The following is a 17,951-nucleotide window of genomic DNA, read 5'->3' as shown; positions in this document are numbered from 1 at the left end:
ACGAGAAAGCAAAGGAGAATCTGATGGCTGCACCGCAGCGAGACAGGTCCGCGTCGTCCGACGGCTCGGCCCGCAACGACGAGAGCCGTGGCGAGAGCCGCGGCCGTCGTGACCGCAATGACCGCCGTGACCGCAACTCCGGCCGCGGCAACGACGACAAGTACATCGAGCGCGTCGTCACCATCAACCGCGTGTCCAAGGTCGTCAAGGGCGGCCGCCGCTTCACCTTCACGGCGCTGGTCGTCGTCGGTGACGGCGAGGGCACGGTCGGAGTCGGCTACGGCAAGGCGAAGGAGGTGCCTGCCGCGATCGCCAAGGCCGTGGAGTTCGCGAAGAAGAACTTCTTCCGCGTCCCGATGATCCGCCGCACCATCCCCCACTTGGTCCAGGGCGAGGACTCCGCCGGAGTCGTCCTCCTGCGCCCGGCCTCCCCTGGTACCGGTGTTATCGCCGGCGGCCCGGTGCGCGCCGTGCTGGACTGCGCCGGCATCCACGACATCCTGTCGAAGTCGCTCGGCTCCTCGAACGCGATCAACATCGTCCACGCGACGGTCGACGCGCTCAAGAGGCTCGAGCAGCCCGAGACGGTTGCCGCCCGCCGCGGCCTGCCCCTGGAGGACGTCGCCCCGCAGTCCATGCTGCGTGCCCGCGCCGAGGGAGAGGCTGAGAAGCGCGCCGAGGCGGAGAAGAAGGAGGCCGAGAAGGCCGCTGAAGGAGTGGAGGCGTGATGGCTGACACCAAGACCGCGAGCACGAAGCAGCTCAAGGTGACCCAGGTCCGCTCCGGCATCGGTGGCACCCACCGCCAGCGCGAGACCCTCAAGTCCCTCGGCCTGCGCAAGATCCGTCAGTCCACTGTTCGCGAGGACACCCCCACCGTTCGCGGCATGATCGCGACGGTGCACCACCTCGTGACCGTTGAGGAGGTCTGAGATGGCAGACACCAAGAAGGCCTCTGAGAAGGCCACCGAGAGCGCCGCTGAGTCCGCGACGGAGAAGGTGCGCGTCGTCAAGCTGCACCATCTCCGCCCCGCCCCGGGCGCCAAGAAGGCCAAGACCCGCGTGGGTCGCGGTGAGGGCTCCAAGGGCAAGACCTCCGGACGAGGCACCAAGGGCACGAAGGCCCGCTACCAGGTGCGCCCCGGCTTCGAGGGCGGCCAGATGCCGCTGCACATGCGCCTGCCCAAGCTCCGCGGGTTCCGCAACCCGAACCGCGTGGAGTTCCAGCCGGTCAACGTCGGCCGCATCGCCGAGCTGTTCCCCTCCGGCGGGACGGTCACGGTGGCCGACCTGGTGGCTGCCGGCGCCGTGCGCCACGGGCACCTGGTCAAGGTCCTCGGCGGTGGGGATGTCTCCGTCAAGCTGACGGTCAAGGCGGATGCCTGGTCGGCCTCCGCCAAGGAGAAGATCGAGGCCGCCGGCGGCACGATCGAGCTCTCCGAGGACTGATCGGAGAGCTGATCCGCTCCAGGCGAGCAAGGCGAGGCCCCGGTGAGGGCGGGTTCCGGCCCACCTCACCGGGGCCTCGTGGCGCTGCCGGGCCTGTTCCGGACCCTGCGTCGGGCGCCGCCCTGCCCGGGGGAGGGGCGACCGGCGGGCCCGGACCGGTCTCGATGCTGTTTTCGACCGGTCTGGGTGAGGGGAGGGGGAGAAGCTGACCGGGGGAGGCGGGAGCCCGGCGCGTGATGCACGCCTTGCCTTCCGATAGGGTCACGGCCTCGAAGGGGACCCCTGCTCCGGGGTAGTGTGAGCCCGGCGCGCACCTGCGCGTCCGCCGTCGCGCCCGCAGGGCCAATCGACGCCGATCCCCCGAGCTCACAGGAGACCGCGTGCTCAGCGCCTTCGTCCAGGCATTCAAGACGCCTGACCTGAGGAGGAAACTCCTCTTCACCCTCGGCATCATGGCCCTGTTCCGCCTGGGCTCGGTCCTGCCGACGCCGGGTGTGAGCCTGAAGAACATCCAGACCTGCGTGGGCCAGGCCGAGGACGCGAGCCTCTTGAGCCTCATCAACATCTTCTCCGGCGGCGCCCTGCTGCAGTTGAGCGTCTTCGCGCTGGGGATCATGCCCTACATCACGGCCTCCATTATCATCCAGCTCCTGCGCGTGGTCATCCCCCGCTTCGAGGAGCTCCACAAGGAGGGCCAGTCCGGCACTGCCAAGCTCACCGAGTACACCCGCTACCTGACGATCGGCCTGGGCGTTCTGCAGTCCGCCACCATCGTGGCCACGGCCGCCAACGGCCAGCTCTTCCGCAGCTGCACCGTCCCCGTCATCCCGAACAGCAGCCCGGTCAACCTCGCCCTCATGATCGTCACCATGACAGCCGGCACCGGCCTGATCATGTGGCTCGGCGAGCTCATCACGGACCGCGGCATCGGCAACGGCATGTCGCTGCTCATCTTCACCTCGATCGTTGCGCGCTTTCCTCAGAACCTCGGCTCGATCATCACCGGCAGTGGCGGCGTCTCAAAGTTCGCCATCGTCATCACGGTCATCCTCGTGGCCACGATCGCCGTCGTCTTCGTCGAGCAGGGCACTCGGCGCATCCCGGTGCAGTACGCCAAGAGGATGATCGGGCGGCGCCAGTACGGCGGGTCCACCACCTACATCCCCATCAAGATCAATACGGCGAACGTCATCCCCGTCATCTTCGCCTCCTCGATCCTGGCCATGCCCCAGCTCGTCTCCCAGTTCTCCCCGAACAGCTCCTGGGCGGCCTGGGTGGGCCGGAACCTGCGTCAGACGGACACGATCTATCTCGTCGCCTACGGCCTGCTCATCCTCTTCTTCACCTTCTTCTACACGGCGATCACCTTCAACGCCGAGGAGATCGCGGACAACATGAAGAAGTACGGTGGCTTCATCCCCGGCATCCGCGCCGGCGAGCCGACCGTTCAGTACCTCTCCTACGTCATCAATCGGGTGACCGTCGTCGGCTCGATCTATCTCGTGGTCCTCGCGCTCGTGCCGACCCTCGCTGTCATCGAGCTGGGGCTGTCGGAGTCCCTGCCCTTCGGCGGCACGACTATCCTCATCATGGTGGGAGTCGGCCTCCAGACGGTCAAGGAGATCAACTCCCAGCTCCAGCAGCGCCACTACGAAGGGTTCCTCTCATGAGCGCACGCATGGTCCTCCTCGGCCCTCCCGGTGCCGGCAAGGGCACCCAGGCGGCCCGCATCTCGGAGCGGCTCGGCATCCCCGCCATCTCCACCGGCGACATCTTCCGCGCCAACGTCGCCGGCGCCACCGAGCTCGGCCTCAAGGCCAAGGAGTACATGGACAAGGGCGAGTACGTCCCCGACTCGGTCACCAACGCCATGGTCGCCGACCGCATCGACGCCGACGACGCCGTCTCCGGGTTCCTCCTCGACGGCTACCCGCGCACCGAGGCCCAGGTTCACGAGCTCGACTCCATGCTGGCCGCCAAGGGCCTCGCCCTCGACGTCGTCCTGGAGATCACCGCCGCCTCCGAGGTGGTCGTCCAGCGCCTTCTCAAGCGCGCCACCGAGCAGAACCGCGCCGACGACACGGAGCCGGTCATCCGGCGCCGCCTCGAAGTCTACGCCGAGCAGACCGAGCCGCTGGCCGCGATCTACTCCGACAAGGGCCTCCTCGTGCGCGTCGACGGCATCGGCGACATCGACGAGGTTACCGAGCGCATCATGACGGCCCTCGCCTCGGCGGGCGTTAAGGCCTGAACGGGCGATCCTCAGTGGCGCGGAACCGGTCGGGCCCGCGCCACTGCCTGTGAGAGAGGGGGCGCGCAGTGCTGGCGCGCGAGCACATCGAGATCAAGACCCCGGACCAGGTCCGGCTCATGCGGCGAGCGGGCCTCGTCGTCGCCGATATCCACGCCGCCCTGAGAAAGGCGGTCCGCCCGGGCGTGACGACCGCCGAGCTCGACGCCGTGTGCGCCGCCACCATCGAGGCCGACGGAGCGCACTCGAACTTCCTGGGCTACTACGACTACCCGGCCACCGTATGCGTCTCGGTCAACGACGAGGTCGTCCACGGCATCCCCGGGCCGCGAGTCCTGAAGAAGGGCGACCTCGTCACCTTCGACTGCGGCGCCTACATCCTCGACGGCGGCGAGCAGTGGCACGGCGATGCGGCCTTCACCACCGCGGTCGGCGGTGAGTACGCCTCGGCCTCCGATCGCCTCCTGGACACCACCACCCGCCAGGCGCTGTGGGAGGCGATCGCCGCCGTCGCCCGGGCCGCCGAGGGCCGGACGAGCGGGCGCGCCGCGAGACTCAACGCCATTGGCGACGCCGTCGAGGCCACCGTGGACCGCGCCCTGGCTGAGGCCGCCCGCCAGGGCCGTCCCGAGGCCCGGCTCGGCATCCTCCAGGGGTACGTCGGCCACGGCATCGGCACCGCCATGCACCAGGCCCCCGACGTTCTCAATTACTCGATCAAGCGCAAGGGGCCCAAGCTGCGCCCCGGCATGGTGCTGGCCATCGAGCCGATGCTCACCGCCGGCGGGCCCGAGGTCCGCGAGCTCGACGACGGCTGGACGGTCGTCACCCAGGACGGCTCGCGCGCCGCACAGTGGGAGCACACCGTCGCGATCGTGCCCGGAGGAGTGTGGGTGCTCACCGCGCCGGACGGCGGGGTCGAGGGCCTGGCGCCCTTCGGCATCGAGCCCCGTCCCCTGCCCGAACGCGGCTGATCGCGTCTCGACGCTCCCCGCCCATCGCCGTCGAGCGCGCGTTCGCCGATGTGTCCGGGAACACCGGCCGGGAGCTCCTTCCCGCGTGGTGGTGTGGTATCGAGGTGTCGTATCGTTGGCCCTCGGTGCGCCTACCGCTCCTGACCCGGCCCTTCCGGTCGAGCCGGGGCATGCGCGCCCGACCGGCGGCGTCGTCGCCGGAGAACTCGAGCGAGAGAACCGACGGAGGAACATGGCTAAGAAGGACGGCGTCATCGAGGTCGAGGGATCGGTCGTCGAGGCCCTTCCGAACGCGATGTTCCGGGTGGAGTTGAGCAACGGGCACGTCGTGCTCGCGCACATCTCCGGAAAGATGCGGCAGCACTACATCCGCATCCTCCCCGAGGACCGCGTCGTCGTGGAGATGAGCCCCTACGACCTCCAGCGCGGCCGCATCGTCTATCGGTACAAGTGACAAGTCGGCCCCCGGGCCGGCGGAGGACAATCATGAAGGTCAAGCCGAGCGTCAAGAAGATCTGTGACAACTGCAAGGTGATTCGTCGCCACGGCCGTGTCATGGTCATCTGCGAGAATCCGCGGCACAAGCAGCGCCAGGGCTGAGCCCCCGCGCACCGGCCACGCGATCTGTGGCCGTCAATCAGCACCCACCCCAGCGATCAGCGCCGAGCCCTACTGGCCAGCGCTGCGCAACCCCCGGTTCCTGGAGGCCGGGGCCGCCCGAAGGAGGCGGGGGAGGTGGGTGACGACCTCCGGGAGCACACAGGAGAACCACCACCGTGGCACGCATTTCCGGCGTCGACCTTCCCCGCGAGAAGCGGGTCGAGGTTGCGCTCACCTACATCTTCGGGATCGGTCGCACCCGCGCGAACGAGACCCTCAAGGCAACGGGAGTCAACCCCGACACCCGCGTCAAGGACCTCACCGAGGACGAGCTCGTGGCTCTGCGCAGCCACATCGACTCCACCTACCAGGTGGAGGGCGATCTGCGCCGCGAGGTGCAGGCCGACATCCGTCGCAAGGTCGAGATCGGCTGCTACCAGGGCCTGCGCCACCGACGTCACCTCCCGGTGCACGGCCAGCGCACCAAGACCAACGCGCGTACCCGCAAGGGCCCCAAGCGCACCGTGGCCGGCAAGAAGAAGGCCAAGTAAGCAGTTGAGCCGCGATCCGGGCGCCGATGCCCGCCGCGCAACCCGATCTTGAGAAGAAGAAGGAAGAATGCCTCCGAAGACCCGCACCGCCGTGCGCAAGCCGCGTCGTAAGGACCGGAAGAACGTCACTCACGGCAACGCCTACATCAAGTCCACCTTCAACAACACCATCGTGTCCCTCACGGACCCGGCGGGCGCCGTCATCGCCTGGGCCTCCTCCGGCCAGGTCGGCTTCAAGGGCTCGCGCAAGTCGACTCCCTACGCCGCCCAGCTGGCCGCCGAGGCCGCCGCGCGCCGCGCCCAGGAGCACGGCATGAAGAAGGTCGACGTCTTCGTCAAGGGCCCCGGCTCCGGCCGTGAGACCGCGATCCGCTCCCTCCAGGCCGCCGGTCTCGAGGTCGGCTCCATCACGGACGTCACCCCCCAGGCGCACAACGGCTGCCGCCCCCCGAAGCGCCGCCGCGTCTGAGACAGTCGGTTCGACGGCGCCCCGCCCTCCCTCCCAGTGCGGCGGGCGCCGTCGAACCGTGCACCGCCCCGTCGCGCGGGGCCGCCGCTCCGGCAGGTCCGGACCCAGCGGCGAGAACCATGAGGAACGGCGTCATATAGCGGGCGCCGCGACGAAAGGAAACCGACAGTGCTCATCGCACAGCGTCCCACTCTCACGGAGGAGGTCGTCGAGGAGAACCGCCGCGCGCGGTTCATCATCGAGCCCCTCGAGCCCGGATTCGGCTACACACTGGGCAACTCCCTGCGCCGCACACTGCTGTCGTCCATCCCGGGCGCCGCGGTCACCTCCGTGCGCATCGACGGGGTCCCCCACGAGTTCCGCACGATCCCCGGGGTCAAGGAGGATGTCGCCCAGATCATCCTCAACATCAAGGAGATCGTCCTCTCCAGTGAGAACGACGAGCCGGTCGTCATGTACCTGCGCAAGTCCGGCCCGGGAGCCGTCACCGCCGGCGACATCACCCCGCCCGCCGGCGTCGAGGTCCACAACCCCGAGCTGGTCATCGCGACCCTCAACGAGAAGGGCAAGCTGGAGATCGAGCTGACCGTCGAGCGCGGCCGCGGCTACGTCTCGGCCAACCAGAACAAGGACCCGAACGCAGAGATCTCCCGGATCCCGGTCGACTCGATCTACTCGCCGGTCAAGAAGGTCTCCTACGCCGTCGAGGCCACCCGTGTCGAGCAGCGCACCGACTTCGACCGACTCATCGTCGACGTCGAGACGAAGGCCTCTATCACGCCTCGTGACGCGCTCGCCTCAGCGGGCAAGACCCTCGTCGAGCTCTTCGGCCTGGCCCGCGAGCTCAACGTCGAGGCCGAGGGCATCGAGGTGGGCCCGTCGCCCATGGACCAGGCCCTCCAGCAGGACCTCGCCCTCATGATCGATGAGCTGGACCTCCAGGCGCGCTCCTCCAACGCCCTCAAGCGCGAGGGCATCCACACGGTCGGCGAGCTCGTCTCGCGCAGCGAGGCGGACCTGCTCGACATCCGCAACTTCGGTGCCAAGTCCATCTCCGAGATCAAGGACAAGCTCGCCGAGCTGGGCCTGTCCCTCAAGGGCTCCCCCCTCGACTACCTCGCCGAGGACGACTACACCAACCCCACCTTCAGCGACGAGCAGGCCTGAGCCCCGGCTCGTCACAATCTAGGAGACAACAATGCCTCGCCCCACCAAGGGACCCCGCCTGGGCGGGTCCGCCCAGCACGAGCGCCACTTGCTGGCCAACCTCGCCCGGCAGCTCTTCATCCACGAGTCCATCACGACGACGGAGGCCCGCGCCCGCCGCCTGCGCCCCTACGCCGAGAAGCTCATCACCAAGGGCAAGCGCGGGGACCTCCACGCCCGTCGCACTGTGATGAAGAAGATCACGGACAAGTACGCCGTGTACCGCCTCTTCGAGGAGATCGCCCCGAAGATGGAGGGGCGCGACGGCGGCTACACCCGCATCATCAAGACCGCCCCCCGCAAGGGTGACAACGCCCCCATGGCCGTCATCTCCCTCGTGCTCGAGCCGGTGGCCAAGAAGGCCGTTGTCGAGGACGCGGTCAAGACCGCCAAGTCCGCCGCCAAGAAGGCCGCGCAGGAGGCCGTGGCCGAGGCCAAGGGCGGTAAGGGCGAGGCCGCGCTCGCCGCGCAGGAGACCGGCGCGAAGGCCGAGAAGGTCGCGTTCGCCGGCGCCGTCCACCTCGACGAGGGCTCCGCCGATGCTCCCGACGACGAGCACCGCATCAAGGGCAACGAGGACTCGATGAAGTATCACGTCCCCGGCTCGCGCTGGTACGACGCCACAGTCGCAGAGGTCTGGTTCGCCACCGTGGAGGAGGCCGAGGCCGCCGGCTTCGCCCCCGCGGGTGGCGCGGCCGCGCAGAAGGTCGACGCCTGAACACATTTCTGTGATTCACATCGCATCCTGACGGAGGGCTGGGGGCCGCAAGGCCTCCAGCCCTCCGTATATTTCGCGGAATCTTGCTGACCTGCGCTAGCACGGGATCCTGTGACGCAAATGTGATCTGCCAGTTAATCCGTGACGTAGGCGAGACATCTGTCTCTGATTCCGTTAGTTTGGATGCGTGGCCGCGCCTTGGGCGCGGTATGCCCAGATCAGCCATACCAGTCCCTTATTCGCATGAGGAGAGTCATGAGACGGTCTTCCGCTCTGGCCGCCGGCGCGCTCGTTGCCGCAGGCGCCTTCGTTCCCGTCGCCGTGAGCACACAGGCTCAGGCCGCCGATTCCAACAACATCAAGGTGACCGACGTCAAGGTCACCTCCGAGGCCCGCCAGCGCCCGGTCAACGGCGTCACCGTTGAGGCCTGGAACAAGGTGAGCCTCCAGGCCAAGTGGGAGGCCGACGCCCCCAAGACCGGAGACTCCTTCACCGTCAAGCTCGGCGAGGGCATGGAGTGGCACGGCTCGCTCGCCTTCGACCTCCTCGACCAGGACGGCTCCGACGTCGGCAACTGCACGTTCACCGTCGGCTCTCAGGACATGACCTGCACCCTGACCGCCGGCGCGGAGAAGTGGGACAGGCTCACCGACGGCACGCTCACCGCCCAGGCCCAGATCAACAACAAGGGCATCGACCTCAAGCGGAGCACCGTCAAGGTCGGTCCGACCACCGTGCCCATCGTCTTCGGCGACTCCGACGGCGATGGCACCTGTGACACCGGCTGCGACGGTGTCAAGCCCAACTACCCTGAGGCCAACCCCTTCAAGTCCGGCTGGTTCAACGGCATCAACGAACAGGGTAAGTACGTCTTCATGTGGGAGGTGCGCGCCCAGAACACCGGCGGCGCCAAGAACACCCACTGGGTCGTCAAGGACCCGGGTGCCAACTACATCGCCAACTCCGTCCTGTGCACCACCGGTTCCTGGCAGGAGGGCCAGGGCGTCGCCGATGTCAAGGTCGCTCCCGGCTGGCCCCAGGAGCAGATCGAGTTCGACGCTCCGTCCGCTGACTCCGTGTGCCGCGTCCGCTTCTACACCACGACTGAGCCCACGAAGGCCGCTCAGGCCAACACCGCCACGGTGAACGGCCAGACCTTCTCGCGCAGCGGCATCACCGCCACCGAGGCCGGCTCCGGCAACGCCCAGGGCGGCAAGAACGCCACCCCGGCGCCGACCCCCACGGCCACCACGCCGAACGACAGCAACACCCCGCCGACCGCGCCTCCTTCCGCCCCGGAGACCACGACGCCGTCGGCCACGCCGTCCGCTCCCGGGGAGACCACCCCCGCTCCGACGCCGTCGGCGCCCGAGACGACGGCCCCCGCTCCGGAGACCACCGCGTCGGCGCCCGAGACCACGGCCCCGATGCCGACTGACCCGGCCACCACCGAGGCCCCCGCCCAGGCCCCGATGCCGACTGACCCGGCCACCACCGAGGCCCCCGCCCAGGCCCCGATGCCGACTGACCCGGCCACCACCGAGGCCGCCGCTCAAGCCCCGATGCCGACCGCTCCGGCTCCGGCCCTGCAGCAGCCCGGCGCCCAGGCTCCCAAGAGCCCCACGGCTCCGGCCCCCGCTGCCCCGGCCCGGTTCACCAGCCAGCCCACCTCCAAGCCCTCGCTGGCCAAGACCGGTGCCAGCATCGTGGTTCCGGTGCTCATCGCGGGCGCCGTCATCGGTGGCGGTCTCTTCCTGGTCCGCCGCGGACGCCGCGCCTGATCCCCACACGGTCCCGGCCAGTGAGAACTGACCCGGACTGAGGACGAGGGGCCCACCCGGATCATCCGGGTGGGCCCCTCGCGTCTCCGGCGGCAGGCGGGCGGGCCAGGCGGGCGACCGGCCCGCCTGGTTGCGGGAGACGTCGGGCGCGGCCGGGCTCAGGGGCGAGCCATGGTCCAGCAGCGCGCCCCGCCGGTCATCCCCGCCTCATTGGGCACCACGACGACGTCGTCGCCCATGCGGGTGAGCTGGAGTGCCGTGATCCTCCGGGAGTTGCCGCCCCCGAGGTAGAGGCGGTCCCACAGGTACATGGGGCGCAGCCCGTCGACGACGCGGCGCACTCTGCGCGACCAGTGGGCGTCGCCCAGGCGGAGTCGCTCGTGCTCACCGATGTAGTCGTCGTAGGTGAGCCCCCAGCGGACGGGGCCCTGGGAGACCTCGACGTGCGGGGCCAGGACGCCGTTGTCGAAGACCGCGTTGCCCAGGCCCGTGCCCAGGGTGATGATCATCTCAAGGCCGTGGCCGGTGACGACTCCGGCGCCGGCGACCTCCGCGTCATTGAGGATGAGCGAGGGCAGGCCGAGGCGCTGCGCGATGGCCGCGCCCATGTCGAAGCGGTGCCACGCCTCGGCGAGCTCGGGGAGCACCTTGGAGCGCGGGCCGTCCTTCGTGATGTAGTGCGGGGTGGCGACCACGACGCCGTGGCGGATCATCCCCGGCATCCCCACCGTGACCCGCTCGGCCCGGGGCAACTGCTCAGCGAGGCCGGCGATCGTCTCCACCAGCTTCATCGGCGGAAGCGGGTAGGGGGTGGGCGTGCGCACGGCGCGAGAGCAGATGGTTCCCTCGGCGTCGAGGACGGAGGCCTTGATGCCGCCGCCCCCGCAGTCGACGGACAACGTGGTCGCTGCGGAATGGCTGGGATGACTTGCTCGGCTCGCCTGGCTCGGGACTCCGGGATTCGTGCTCACGGGGGCGACGCTACCGCCAAGCTCGGGACGACGCCCCCGAGTTGGTCGAGGGCCGGGGCGCGGCCCACTCGGGAGGTGCTCGCCCCGTGGTCGAATAGGGGCATGGAGGACTCCAAGGAGCCGAACGGAGACGATCCGCTGGTGCGCGTGCGGCTGGATCTGGCCTATGACGGAGCGGGATTCGCGGGCTGGGCCGCGCAGCCGGGCCTGCGCACCGTGGAGGGGGTGATCACCGAGGCGCTCGGCACGGTGCTGCGCGTTCCCGTGCGGCTCACCGTCGCGGGGCGGACGGACGCGGGCGTTCACGCCGCGGCCCAGGTCGCGCACTTCGATGTCGCGCAGGAGGCCTGGCGGTCGCTCCCCGGTCGCTCGGACCGGGCTCCCGGGCAGGCGCTGCTGACCCGGCTGGCCGGTGTCCTGGCCCGCGAAGCGCGCGAGAGCGCTGCCAGCGGGGGCGCGGGGACCGCGCCGCGGGGGACGAGCGATGTCGTCGTGAACGGGGCTCGCGAGGCTCCCGAGGGCTTCGATGCGCGCTTCTCCGCCACCGAGCGCGCCTACCGCTACCGGATCGCCGACGGCGGGCCCGCTGCCGGGTCGCGGGATCCGGGGCGGCGGGGGAGCGTGCTGTGGATCCCCGAGGCCCTCGACGTCGGGGCCATGCGCCGCGCCGCCGCGCCATTGCTCGGCGAGCACGACTTCCTCGGCTACTGCAAGCCCCGCGAGGGTGCCACGACGATCCGTACGCTCAAGCGCCTGGAATGGTCGCGCGTCCCCGGTGGCACCACCGGCCGCGAGGGGGCGGATGAGGGCCTCGTGGTGCTCGACGTCGTCGCCGACGCCTTCTGCCACTCGATGGTGCGCTCTCTCGTGGGCGCCTGCCTCGCGGTGGGCCAGGGGCGCAGGGATGAGGACTGGCCCGCGCGGATCCTCCTGAGCGCGAGCCGGGACGCCGCGGCGCCGGTCGCCCCCGCCCATGGCCTCACTCTGGAGCGGGTGAGCTACCCCGCGGATGACGAGCTGGCCGACCGGGCCGAGCGCGCCAGGGCCCTGCGAACCCTCCCTGCCCCCTGTGCCGAGACCGGTCGATATCACGATCGAGACCGGTCTCGGTGAGAGGGGCGGGCATGGGCGTGGCGGGATTCACGGCGGGAGCGCGGTCCCTTCTTTTGACCCCCCTGACAAGGGGCCGGTAATGTGGGTAACCGTCGTGCAGCACGCTGAACGCGCAACCGCGGTGCCATCCCACTCGCCCCGGGGCGCGAGTGCTCCGACCACCTCACCTGACCATGGCGGTCCCGTCGAACAGCGACGCTTCAACGCTCGTCGACGTGACCGCTCGCCAAGAGAAACGAAGGCAACGCCCGTGCGCACGTACACACCGAAGCCCGGCGACGTCGAGAAGAACTGGTACGTCATTGACGCCACCGACGTCGTTCTCGGCCGCCTCGCGGCTCAGGCCGCGAACCTGCTCCGTGGGAAGCACAAGCCGCAGTTCACGCCCAACGCCGACTGCGGTGACTACGTCGTCATCATCAACGCCGACAAGGTGGCCCTCACCAATGGCAAGGCCGACCGCAAGTTCGCCTACCGCCACTCCGGCTACCCGGGTGGTCTGACGGCCGTCTCCTACCGCGACCTGCTGGCGACGCGCCCCGAGCGCGCCGTCGAGAAGGCCATCAAGGGCATGGTGCCTCACACCAAGCTCGGCCGCGCCCAGCTCAAGAAGCTCAAGGTGTACGCCGGCCCCGAGCACCCGCACGCCTCGCAGAACCCGCAGGCTTTCGAGATCACCCAGGTCGCCCAGTAAGCGCTCCAGCGCTCGGCACCCCGCGACAAGCAAAGGACACATCGTGGCTGAGACCACTGTCGACATCGACGCGCTGGATGAGGAGAACGCCCCCTCCAGCTACACCACCGAGACCGGCGGCACCTCTGTGGAGGGCCGCGGGCAGTCCATCACCGCTCCCGGGGCGGGCCTTGGCCGCCGCAAGGAGGCCGTCGCCCGCGTCCGGCTCATCCCCGGCACCGGCAAGTGGACGCTCAATGGCCGCACTTTGGAGGACTACTTCCCCAACAAGCTGCACCAGCAGCTCGTGCGCGCCCCCTTCACCATCCTCGATCTCGAAGGCCGCTTCGACGTCGTGGCCCGCATCCACGGCGGTGGCATCTCCGGCCAGGCCGGCGCCCTGCGCCTGGGCATCGCCCGCGCCCTCAACGAGATCGACCGCGAGGCCAACCGCCCGGCTCTCAAGAAGGCCGGCTTCCTCACCCGCGACGCCCGCATCGTCGAGCGCAAGAAGGCCGGTCTGCACAAGGCCCGCCGCGCCCCGCAGTACTCCAAGCGCTGATCCGCTCCGGGTCGGCTGCCCCCGCGCCGCCGCCCCTCATCGACGACGCCGCCCCGTCCGCCCGCTCTCATGCGGGGCCGACGGGGCGGCGTCCGTCATGGCACTCGGAGCACTCACGGCGTCGTTGCCGGTGCGCGAGGCGGCGGACAGTGGGAGGATGCTCCTCGGAATCCAGACACGAGAGGAGCCCATCCATGGCACGACTCTTCGGCACCGACGGAGTTCGGGGCCTGGCCAACGACCTGCTCACCCCCGCCCTCGCCGTCCAGCTCGGCGAAGCCGCCGCCCGCGTGCTGACCAAGGAGGCCCGCGCGCGCTCCCGCGGCGCCCGGCCCCGAGCGATCGTCGGGCGCGACACCCGGGCCTCCGGCGAGTTCCTCGACCACGCCATCAGCTCGGGCCTGGCCTCCTCCGGCGTGGACGTCACCCGCGTCGGCGTCCTGCCCACCCCGGCGATCGCCCACCTGACCGCCACCCAGGACATCGACCTGGGCGTCATGATCTCCGCCTCCCACAACCCCTTCCCCGACAACGGCATCAAGTTCTTCGCCCGCGGCGGCTACAAGCTCGAGGACGCCGTCGAGGATGAGATCGAGGCCCTGCTCGGGGGCATCGAGGACCGCCCCACCGGCGCCGACGTCGGCCGGGTCATCAAAGGCGAGACGGTCGCCGACCAGAACTACATCAACCACCTCGTCGACTCCGTGGCCACGGACCTGTCGGGCCTGCGGATCGTCGTCGACGCCTCCAACGGAGCCGCCAGCACCGTGGGCCCCGCCGCCCTGCGCGCCGCGGGCGCCGAGGTGATCGTCATCAACGCCTCCCCGGATGGCCTCAACATCAACGCCGACTGCGGATCCACCCACCCCGAGCAGCTCCAGCGCTACGTGCCCTCCGTGGGCGCGGATATGGGCGTGGCCTACGACGGCGACGCCGACCGCTGCCTCGCCGTGGACGCCGACGGCAACCTCGTCGACGGCGACCAGATCATGGGCCTGCTGGCGCTGGGCATGAAGGCCGACGGCACGCTCGGCTCCGACACCCTCGTGGTCACCGTCATGAGTAACCTGGGTCTCATCCTGGCCATGCGCGACCACGGCATCCGCACCGTCCAGACCGGCGTGGGCGACCGCTATGTCCTGGAGAAGATGCTCGCCGGCGGCTACACGCTCGGCGGCGAGCAGTCCGGCCATGTCATCGACACCGTCCACGCCACCACCGGTGACGGCGTGCTCACGTCCCTGCACATCGCCGCCCGCGTCAAGCGCAGCGGCAAGAGCCTCGCCGAGCTCGCCGGCATCGTCACCCGCCTGCCCCAGACCCTCATCAATGTCAAGGGCGTGGATAAGGGCGCTGCGGGCACGGACCAGGGCGTCCAGGACGCCGTCGCCGCTGCGGAGACCGAGCTCGGCGAGACTGGGCGGGTCCTCCTGCGCCCCTCGGGCACCGAGCCCCTCGTGCGGGTCATGGTGGAGGCCGCCACCCAGGAGCAGGCCGACGCCGTCGCCGGCCGCCTCGCCGGTGTCGTCAAGGAGCGCCTCGCGCTCTGAGGGGAGTCATGGATGCGGGGCGGGGCCCCGGCGTGATGCCGGGCCCCGCCCCATTCGCGCGAAGGGCGGCGCGGCCTCAGTCGAGGGCGCGGATGATGTCCTCCACCGTGCTCTTGGCATCGCCGAAGAGCATGGCGGTGTTCTCCTTGAAGAACAGGGGATTGGCCACGCCCGCGTATCCGGTGGCCATCGAGCGCTTGAAGACGACGACGCGCCCCGCCTCCCACACGCGAAGCACGGGCATGCCCGCGATGGGGGAACCCGGTTCCTCTGCGGCCGGGTTGACCGTGTCATTAGCGCCGATGACCAGCACGACGTCCACATCCGAGAAGTCGTCGTTCACCTCGTCCATTTCCAGAACGAGGTCGTAGGGGACCTTCGCCTCGGCCAGCAGGACATTCATGTGCCCGGGCAGGCGGCCGGCCACGGGGTGGATGCCGAAGCTCACCTCGACGCCCTGGGAGCGCAGCATCTCGGTGAGCACGGCCACCGGATACTGGGCCTGGGCCACCGCCATCCCATAGCCCGGGGTGATGACGACCCGCCGGGCGGACTGCAGCTCGCGCGCCAAGGAGGCGGCGTCGATCTCGACGATCGCGCCCTCGGGTGCCGACGCGCCGGACGCCGTCGCCCCCTCGGTGCCGAAGCCCCCCAGGAGCACGGACATGAAGGAGCGGTTCATCGCCTGGCACATGAGGTAGGACAGGTAGGCGCCCGAGGATCCCACGAGCGTGCCCGTGATGATGAGCAGGTCGTTGTTGATCATGAAGCCGGTGAAGGCGGAGGCCCAGCCCGAGTAGGCGTTCATGATGGACACCACCACGGGCATATCCCCTCCGCCGATCGCCAGCACGAGGTGCGCCCCCAGGATGAGCGCCAGGAGCGTCATCACTCCGAGGCACGCCCAGGCGGCGGGCGAATGCTCGGGCAGGAGCATGAAGGCGATCATGAGGGCGCCGGAGACGAGCAGCATCCCGAGATTGAGCAGGTTGCGGCCCGGCAGGGCCAGGGGGCGTCCCGGCACCTTGCCGGACAGCTTCAGGGCGGCCAGCACCGAGCCGGTGAAGGTCACGGCGCCCACGAGAACGCCCAGGAACACCTCGCCCAGGTGGAATGCCCCGAGGGCGCGGGACATGGCGTCCGGTGCGGCGTAGGAGTTGTATCCCACGAGGACGGCGGCCAGGCCGACGAGCCCGTTGAGGACGGCGATGAGCTGCGGCATGCCGGTCATGGCGACCCGCCCGGCCAGGACCATGCCGATGACCGCGCCGATCCCCAGGGCCAGAGCGATGAGGATCGCGGTGGCCACGACGCCGCGGCCCGGGTGGGAGGTGAGCGCCAGGCCGACGGCGGCCGCCACGGCGACCCCCATGCCGACGGCCCCGGCGATGTTGCCGATGACGGCGGTCTCATGGCGTGACAGGCCCGCCGCCGCGGCGATGAACAGGAGCGCGGCGACGATATACGCCAGCGCCACCGGGGAGGGCAGGGCGAGTGCTGCGTGCATCGGCTCAGTCCTTCCTGAACATGGCGAGCATGCGGTGGGTGACCGCGAAGCCGCCGAAAACGTTGATCGTGGCCAGCGCGACCGCGACGAAGGCGATGGCACTGATGAGCGGGTTCGCATTGCCGACCTGCGAGATGGCCCCGAGCAGGATGATGCCGGAGATCGCGTTGGTCACCGACATCAGCGGAGTGTGCAGGGCCGGGGTGACATTGGAGATGATGTGGAACCCGAGGATGATGGACAGGGCCAGCACGATGTAGTGGCTGGTCACAGCGGCCGGCGTGACCAGGACGAGAGCCGCTGCCAGGGCGGCGGAGACCATGAGCCCGGCCAGGCGGCGCCGCCGGGAGCGCGCCTTGGCCCGGGCCGCGGCGGCGAGCTCGGCCGCCTCCTCCTCCGGGGAGCGCAACGGCGCGGCACCCGGCGCGGCCGGCGCCGAGACCGAGATGGGCGGCGGCGGCCACATGAGCTCGCCATCGGCGCACACGGTGATGCCGCGGACCACCTCGTCGTCCAGGTCGAGCGAGAGGGACCCGTCCTTGGCGGGAGTCATGAGGGCGAGCAGGTTGACGATGTTCTGCCCATAGAGCTGGGAGGCCTGGGCCGGGAGGCGCTCGGCCAGATCCGTGGCTCCGATGATGGCGACGCCACCGGGGGTGGTGATGGTCTCGCCCGGCACGGTCAGTTCGGTGTTGCCGCCGTTGGCGGCAGCCATGTCCACGATGACCGAGCCGGGTCGCATGGCCTCGACGGCCGCGCGGTCCAGGAGGATGGGGGAGCGGCGGCCGGGGATATTCGCCGTCGTGATGACGATATCCGCGCCCGCCGATTCCCGGGCGTAGAGGGAACGGGCCAGGGCGGCCTGATCGGAGCTCATCTCCTTGGCGTAGCCGTCGGAGGAGACCTCCTGCGCGGTGGGCACGGGCACGAACTCTGCCCCCACGGAGCGCACCTGGTCGGCCACCTCGGGGCGCACGTCGGTGCCGCGCACGACGGCGCCCAGCGAGTGAGCCGTGCCGATCGCCGCGAGTCCCGCCACGCCCGCCCCGATGACGTAGACGGTGGCCGGCGGGAACTTGCCGGCGGCCGTCACCTGCCCGCCCAGCAGACGGCCGAAGCGTGAGGCCGCCTCGATGACCGCCCGGTAGCCGGCGAGGTTCGCCTGGGACGAGAGCACATCCATGGCCTGGGCGCGGGAGATGCGCGGCACGGTGTCGATCGCCAGGGCCGTCAGACCGCGTCGGCGCAGCTCATCGAGGAGCTCGGGGCTGCGCGCGGGGCCCAGGCGGCTGATGAGCGTGGCGCCCGGGCGCATGAGGTCGAGCTCGGCCGTGCCGGGCGCCCCGGTGGAGACGACGACATCGGCCCCCCACGCGCCCGCCCGGTCGATGAGCAGAGCGCCCGCCTCCTCGTAATCGGAATCGGGGAAGCGGGCCGCCTCCCCGACGCCGCGCTCGACGGCGACGTCGTATCCCAGGCGGATGATTCGGGCGACGGTCCGCGGCGTCGCGGCGGCCAGGGCATGGCCCGGCGCCTGGCAGGGGATTCCCACGCGCATGGAGGCTCCTCTCAGCAG

Annotated in this window: 20 protein-coding genes; 17 read left to right on the top strand and 3 right to left on the bottom strand. The window is 70.2% G+C overall.

Annotated elements, in window-relative coordinates; all coding sequences use genetic code 11:
- The first annotated feature begins 23 nt into the window (after positions 1–23).
- From rpsE to B6G06_RS07080, 13 genes are all read left to right on the top strand, one after another.
- Positions 24–728: a 30S ribosomal protein S5 gene (gene rpsE, locus B6G06_RS07140; protein WP_080461932.1), complete on the top strand. Its 705-nt coding sequence runs from the start codon at positions 24–26 to the stop codon at positions 726–728.
- Positions 728–931: a 50S ribosomal protein L30 gene (gene rpmD / locus B6G06_RS07135; protein ID WP_017177303.1), complete on the top strand. Its 204-nt coding sequence runs from the start codon at positions 728–730 to the stop codon at positions 929–931. Before rpsE ends, rpmD begins: the two co-directional genes overlap by 1 nt.
- Before the next feature lies 1 nt (position 932).
- Positions 933–1,448 (top strand): 50S ribosomal protein L15, encoded by a 516-nt coding sequence (gene rplO / locus B6G06_RS07130; RefSeq protein WP_080461931.1) that lies wholly within the window; start codon positions 933–935, stop codon positions 1,446–1,448.
- 380 nt (positions 1,449–1,828) lie between these two features.
- Positions 1,829–3,118 (top strand): preprotein translocase subunit SecY, encoded by a 1,290-nt coding sequence (gene secY, locus B6G06_RS07125; protein ID WP_080461930.1) that lies wholly within the window; start codon positions 1,829–1,831, stop codon positions 3,116–3,118.
- Positions 3,115–3,699, top strand: a complete 585-nt coding sequence (locus tag B6G06_RS07120) for an adenylate kinase (protein WP_198939960.1) — start codon at positions 3,115–3,117, stop codon at positions 3,697–3,699. The genes secY and B6G06_RS07120 overlap by 4 nt, the downstream gene beginning before the upstream one ends.
- A gap of 68 nt (positions 3,700–3,767) precedes the next feature.
- Positions 3,768–4,673 carry a type I methionyl aminopeptidase gene (gene map / locus B6G06_RS07115; RefSeq protein WP_081171737.1) on the top strand — a complete coding sequence of 302 codons (906 nt, stop codon included), beginning with the start codon at positions 3,768–3,770 and terminating at the stop codon, positions 4,671–4,673.
- A gap of 232 nt (positions 4,674–4,905) precedes the next feature.
- On the top strand, positions 4,906–5,127 hold the full coding sequence (infA, locus tag B6G06_RS07110) for a translation initiation factor IF-1 (protein ID WP_017177298.1): 222 nt from the start codon (positions 4,906–4,908) through the stop codon (positions 5,125–5,127).
- Positions 5,128–5,159: 32 nt separating this feature from the next.
- The gene (gene rpmJ / locus B6G06_RS07105) at positions 5,160–5,273 is read left to right on the top strand and encodes a 50S ribosomal protein L36 (RefSeq protein WP_005987264.1); all 114 of its coding nucleotides are present in this window, start codon (positions 5,160–5,162) and stop codon (positions 5,271–5,273) included.
- A 176-nt stretch (positions 5,274–5,449) separates the two neighbouring features.
- Positions 5,450–5,824, top strand: a complete 375-nt coding sequence (gene rpsM, locus B6G06_RS07100) for a 30S ribosomal protein S13 (protein ID WP_080461927.1) — start codon at positions 5,450–5,452, stop codon at positions 5,822–5,824.
- 67 nt (positions 5,825–5,891) lie between these two features.
- Complete coding sequence (gene rpsK / locus B6G06_RS07095; RefSeq protein ID WP_017177296.1) at positions 5,892–6,293, top strand: 30S ribosomal protein S11; 402 nt, start codon at positions 5,892–5,894, stop codon at positions 6,291–6,293.
- A 168-nt stretch (positions 6,294–6,461) separates the two neighbouring features.
- Positions 6,462–7,460, top strand: coding sequence for a DNA-directed RNA polymerase subunit alpha (locus B6G06_RS07090; protein ID WP_080461926.1), 999 nt, complete (start codon positions 6,462–6,464; stop codon positions 7,458–7,460).
- A 31-nt stretch (positions 7,461–7,491) separates the two neighbouring features.
- A complete protein-coding gene (rplQ, locus tag B6G06_RS07085; protein WP_080461925.1) occupies positions 7,492–8,217 on the top strand; it encodes a 50S ribosomal protein L17, sunset domain variant in 726 nt (241 codons plus the stop codon).
- 255 nt (positions 8,218–8,472) lie between these two features.
- Positions 8,473–9,999 (top strand): Ig-like domain-containing protein, encoded by a 1,527-nt coding sequence (locus B6G06_RS07080; RefSeq protein WP_081171733.1) that lies wholly within the window; start codon positions 8,473–8,475, stop codon positions 9,997–9,999.
- Between the two features lie 158 nt (positions 10,000–10,157).
- On the opposite strand, the gene B6G06_RS07075 is transcribed toward B6G06_RS07080, so the two are convergent.
- Positions 10,158–10,898 (bottom strand): ROK family protein, encoded by a 741-nt coding sequence (locus B6G06_RS07075; RefSeq protein WP_080461923.1) that lies wholly within the window; start codon positions 10,896–10,898, stop codon positions 10,158–10,160.
- Positions 10,899–11,072: 174 nt separating this feature from the next.
- On the opposite strand from B6G06_RS07075, the gene B6G06_RS07070 reads away from it, so the two are divergent.
- The 4 genes from B6G06_RS07070 (at position 11,073) to glmM (ending at position 14,868) form a co-directional block, all read left to right on the top strand.
- Positions 11,073–12,083, top strand: coding sequence for a tRNA pseudouridine synthase A (locus B6G06_RS07070; protein WP_081171729.1), 1,011 nt, complete (start codon positions 11,073–11,075; stop codon positions 12,081–12,083).
- Between the two features lie 250 nt (positions 12,084–12,333).
- Positions 12,334–12,777 (top strand): 50S ribosomal protein L13, encoded by a 444-nt coding sequence (gene rplM / locus B6G06_RS07065; RefSeq protein WP_017177291.1) that lies wholly within the window; start codon positions 12,334–12,336, stop codon positions 12,775–12,777.
- Positions 12,778–12,820: 43 nt separating this feature from the next.
- Positions 12,821–13,318, top strand: coding sequence for a 30S ribosomal protein S9 (gene rpsI, locus B6G06_RS07060; protein WP_080461921.1), 498 nt, complete (start codon positions 12,821–12,823; stop codon positions 13,316–13,318).
- A 194-nt stretch (positions 13,319–13,512) separates the two neighbouring features.
- Positions 13,513–14,868 carry a phosphoglucosamine mutase gene (glmM, locus tag B6G06_RS07055; protein WP_081171727.1) on the top strand — a complete coding sequence of 452 codons (1,356 nt, stop codon included), beginning with the start codon at positions 13,513–13,515 and terminating at the stop codon, positions 14,866–14,868.
- Between the two features lie 76 nt (positions 14,869–14,944).
- On the opposite strand, the gene B6G06_RS07050 is transcribed toward glmM, so the two are convergent.
- The gene (locus tag B6G06_RS07050) at positions 14,945–16,375 is read right to left on the bottom strand and encodes an NAD(P)(+) transhydrogenase (Re/Si-specific) subunit beta (RefSeq protein ID WP_081171725.1); all 1,431 of its coding nucleotides are present in this window, start codon (positions 16,373–16,375) and stop codon (positions 14,945–14,947) included.
- A 4-nt stretch (positions 16,376–16,379) separates the two neighbouring features.
- Complete coding sequence (locus B6G06_RS07045; RefSeq protein WP_081171722.1) at positions 16,380–17,933, bottom strand: Re/Si-specific NAD(P)(+) transhydrogenase subunit alpha; 1,554 nt, start codon at positions 17,931–17,933, stop codon at positions 16,380–16,382.
- Positions 17,934–17,951: the final 18 nt, after the last annotated feature.

It is taken from the genome of Actinomyces gaoshouyii (assembly GCF_002076915.1).
Taxonomy (GTDB): Bacteria; Actinomycetota; Actinomycetes; order Actinomycetales; family Actinomycetaceae; genus Actinomyces; species Actinomyces gaoshouyii.
Note: the sequence above shows the minus strand (reverse complement) of the source record. Positions and strands in the feature narration are given on the sequence as shown.

Bases quoted from the DNA above. Each gene is read 5' to 3' on its own strand.
- rplO (WP_080461931.1), top strand. From the start codon at position 933: ATGGCAGACACCAAGAAGGCCTCTGAGAAGGCCACCGAGAGCGCCGCT.
- B6G06_RS07050 (WP_081171725.1), bottom strand. From the start codon at position 16,375: ATGCACGCAGCACTCGCCCTGCCCTCCCCGGTGGCGCTGGCGTATATC.
- B6G06_RS07120 (WP_198939960.1), top strand. From the start codon at position 3,115: ATGAGCGCACGCATGGTCCTCCTCGGCCCTCCCGGTGCCGGCAAGGGC.
- rplQ (WP_080461925.1), top strand. From the start codon at position 7,492: ATGCCTCGCCCCACCAAGGGACCCCGCCTGGGCGGGTCCGCCCAGCAC.
- rpsE (WP_080461932.1), top strand. From the start codon at position 24: ATGGCTGCACCGCAGCGAGACAGGTCCGCGTCGTCCGACGGCTCGGCC.
- infA (WP_017177298.1), top strand. From the start codon at position 4,906: ATGGCTAAGAAGGACGGCGTCATCGAGGTCGAGGGATCGGTCGTCGAG.
- B6G06_RS07080 (WP_081171733.1), top strand. From the start codon at position 8,473: ATGAGACGGTCTTCCGCTCTGGCCGCCGGCGCGCTCGTTGCCGCAGGC.
- B6G06_RS07070 (WP_081171729.1), top strand. From the start codon at position 11,073: ATGGAGGACTCCAAGGAGCCGAACGGAGACGATCCGCTGGTGCGCGTG.
- B6G06_RS07045 (WP_081171722.1), bottom strand. From the start codon at position 17,933: ATGCGCGTGGGAATCCCCTGCCAGGCGCCGGGCCATGCCCTGGCCGCC.
- rpsK (WP_017177296.1), top strand. From the start codon at position 5,892: ATGCCTCCGAAGACCCGCACCGCCGTGCGCAAGCCGCGTCGTAAGGAC.
- rpmJ (WP_005987264.1), top strand. From the start codon at position 5,160: ATGAAGGTCAAGCCGAGCGTCAAGAAGATCTGTGACAACTGCAAGGTG.
- rpmD (WP_017177303.1), top strand. From the start codon at position 728: ATGGCTGACACCAAGACCGCGAGCACGAAGCAGCTCAAGGTGACCCAG.
- glmM (WP_081171727.1), top strand. From the start codon at position 13,513: ATGGCACGACTCTTCGGCACCGACGGAGTTCGGGGCCTGGCCAACGAC.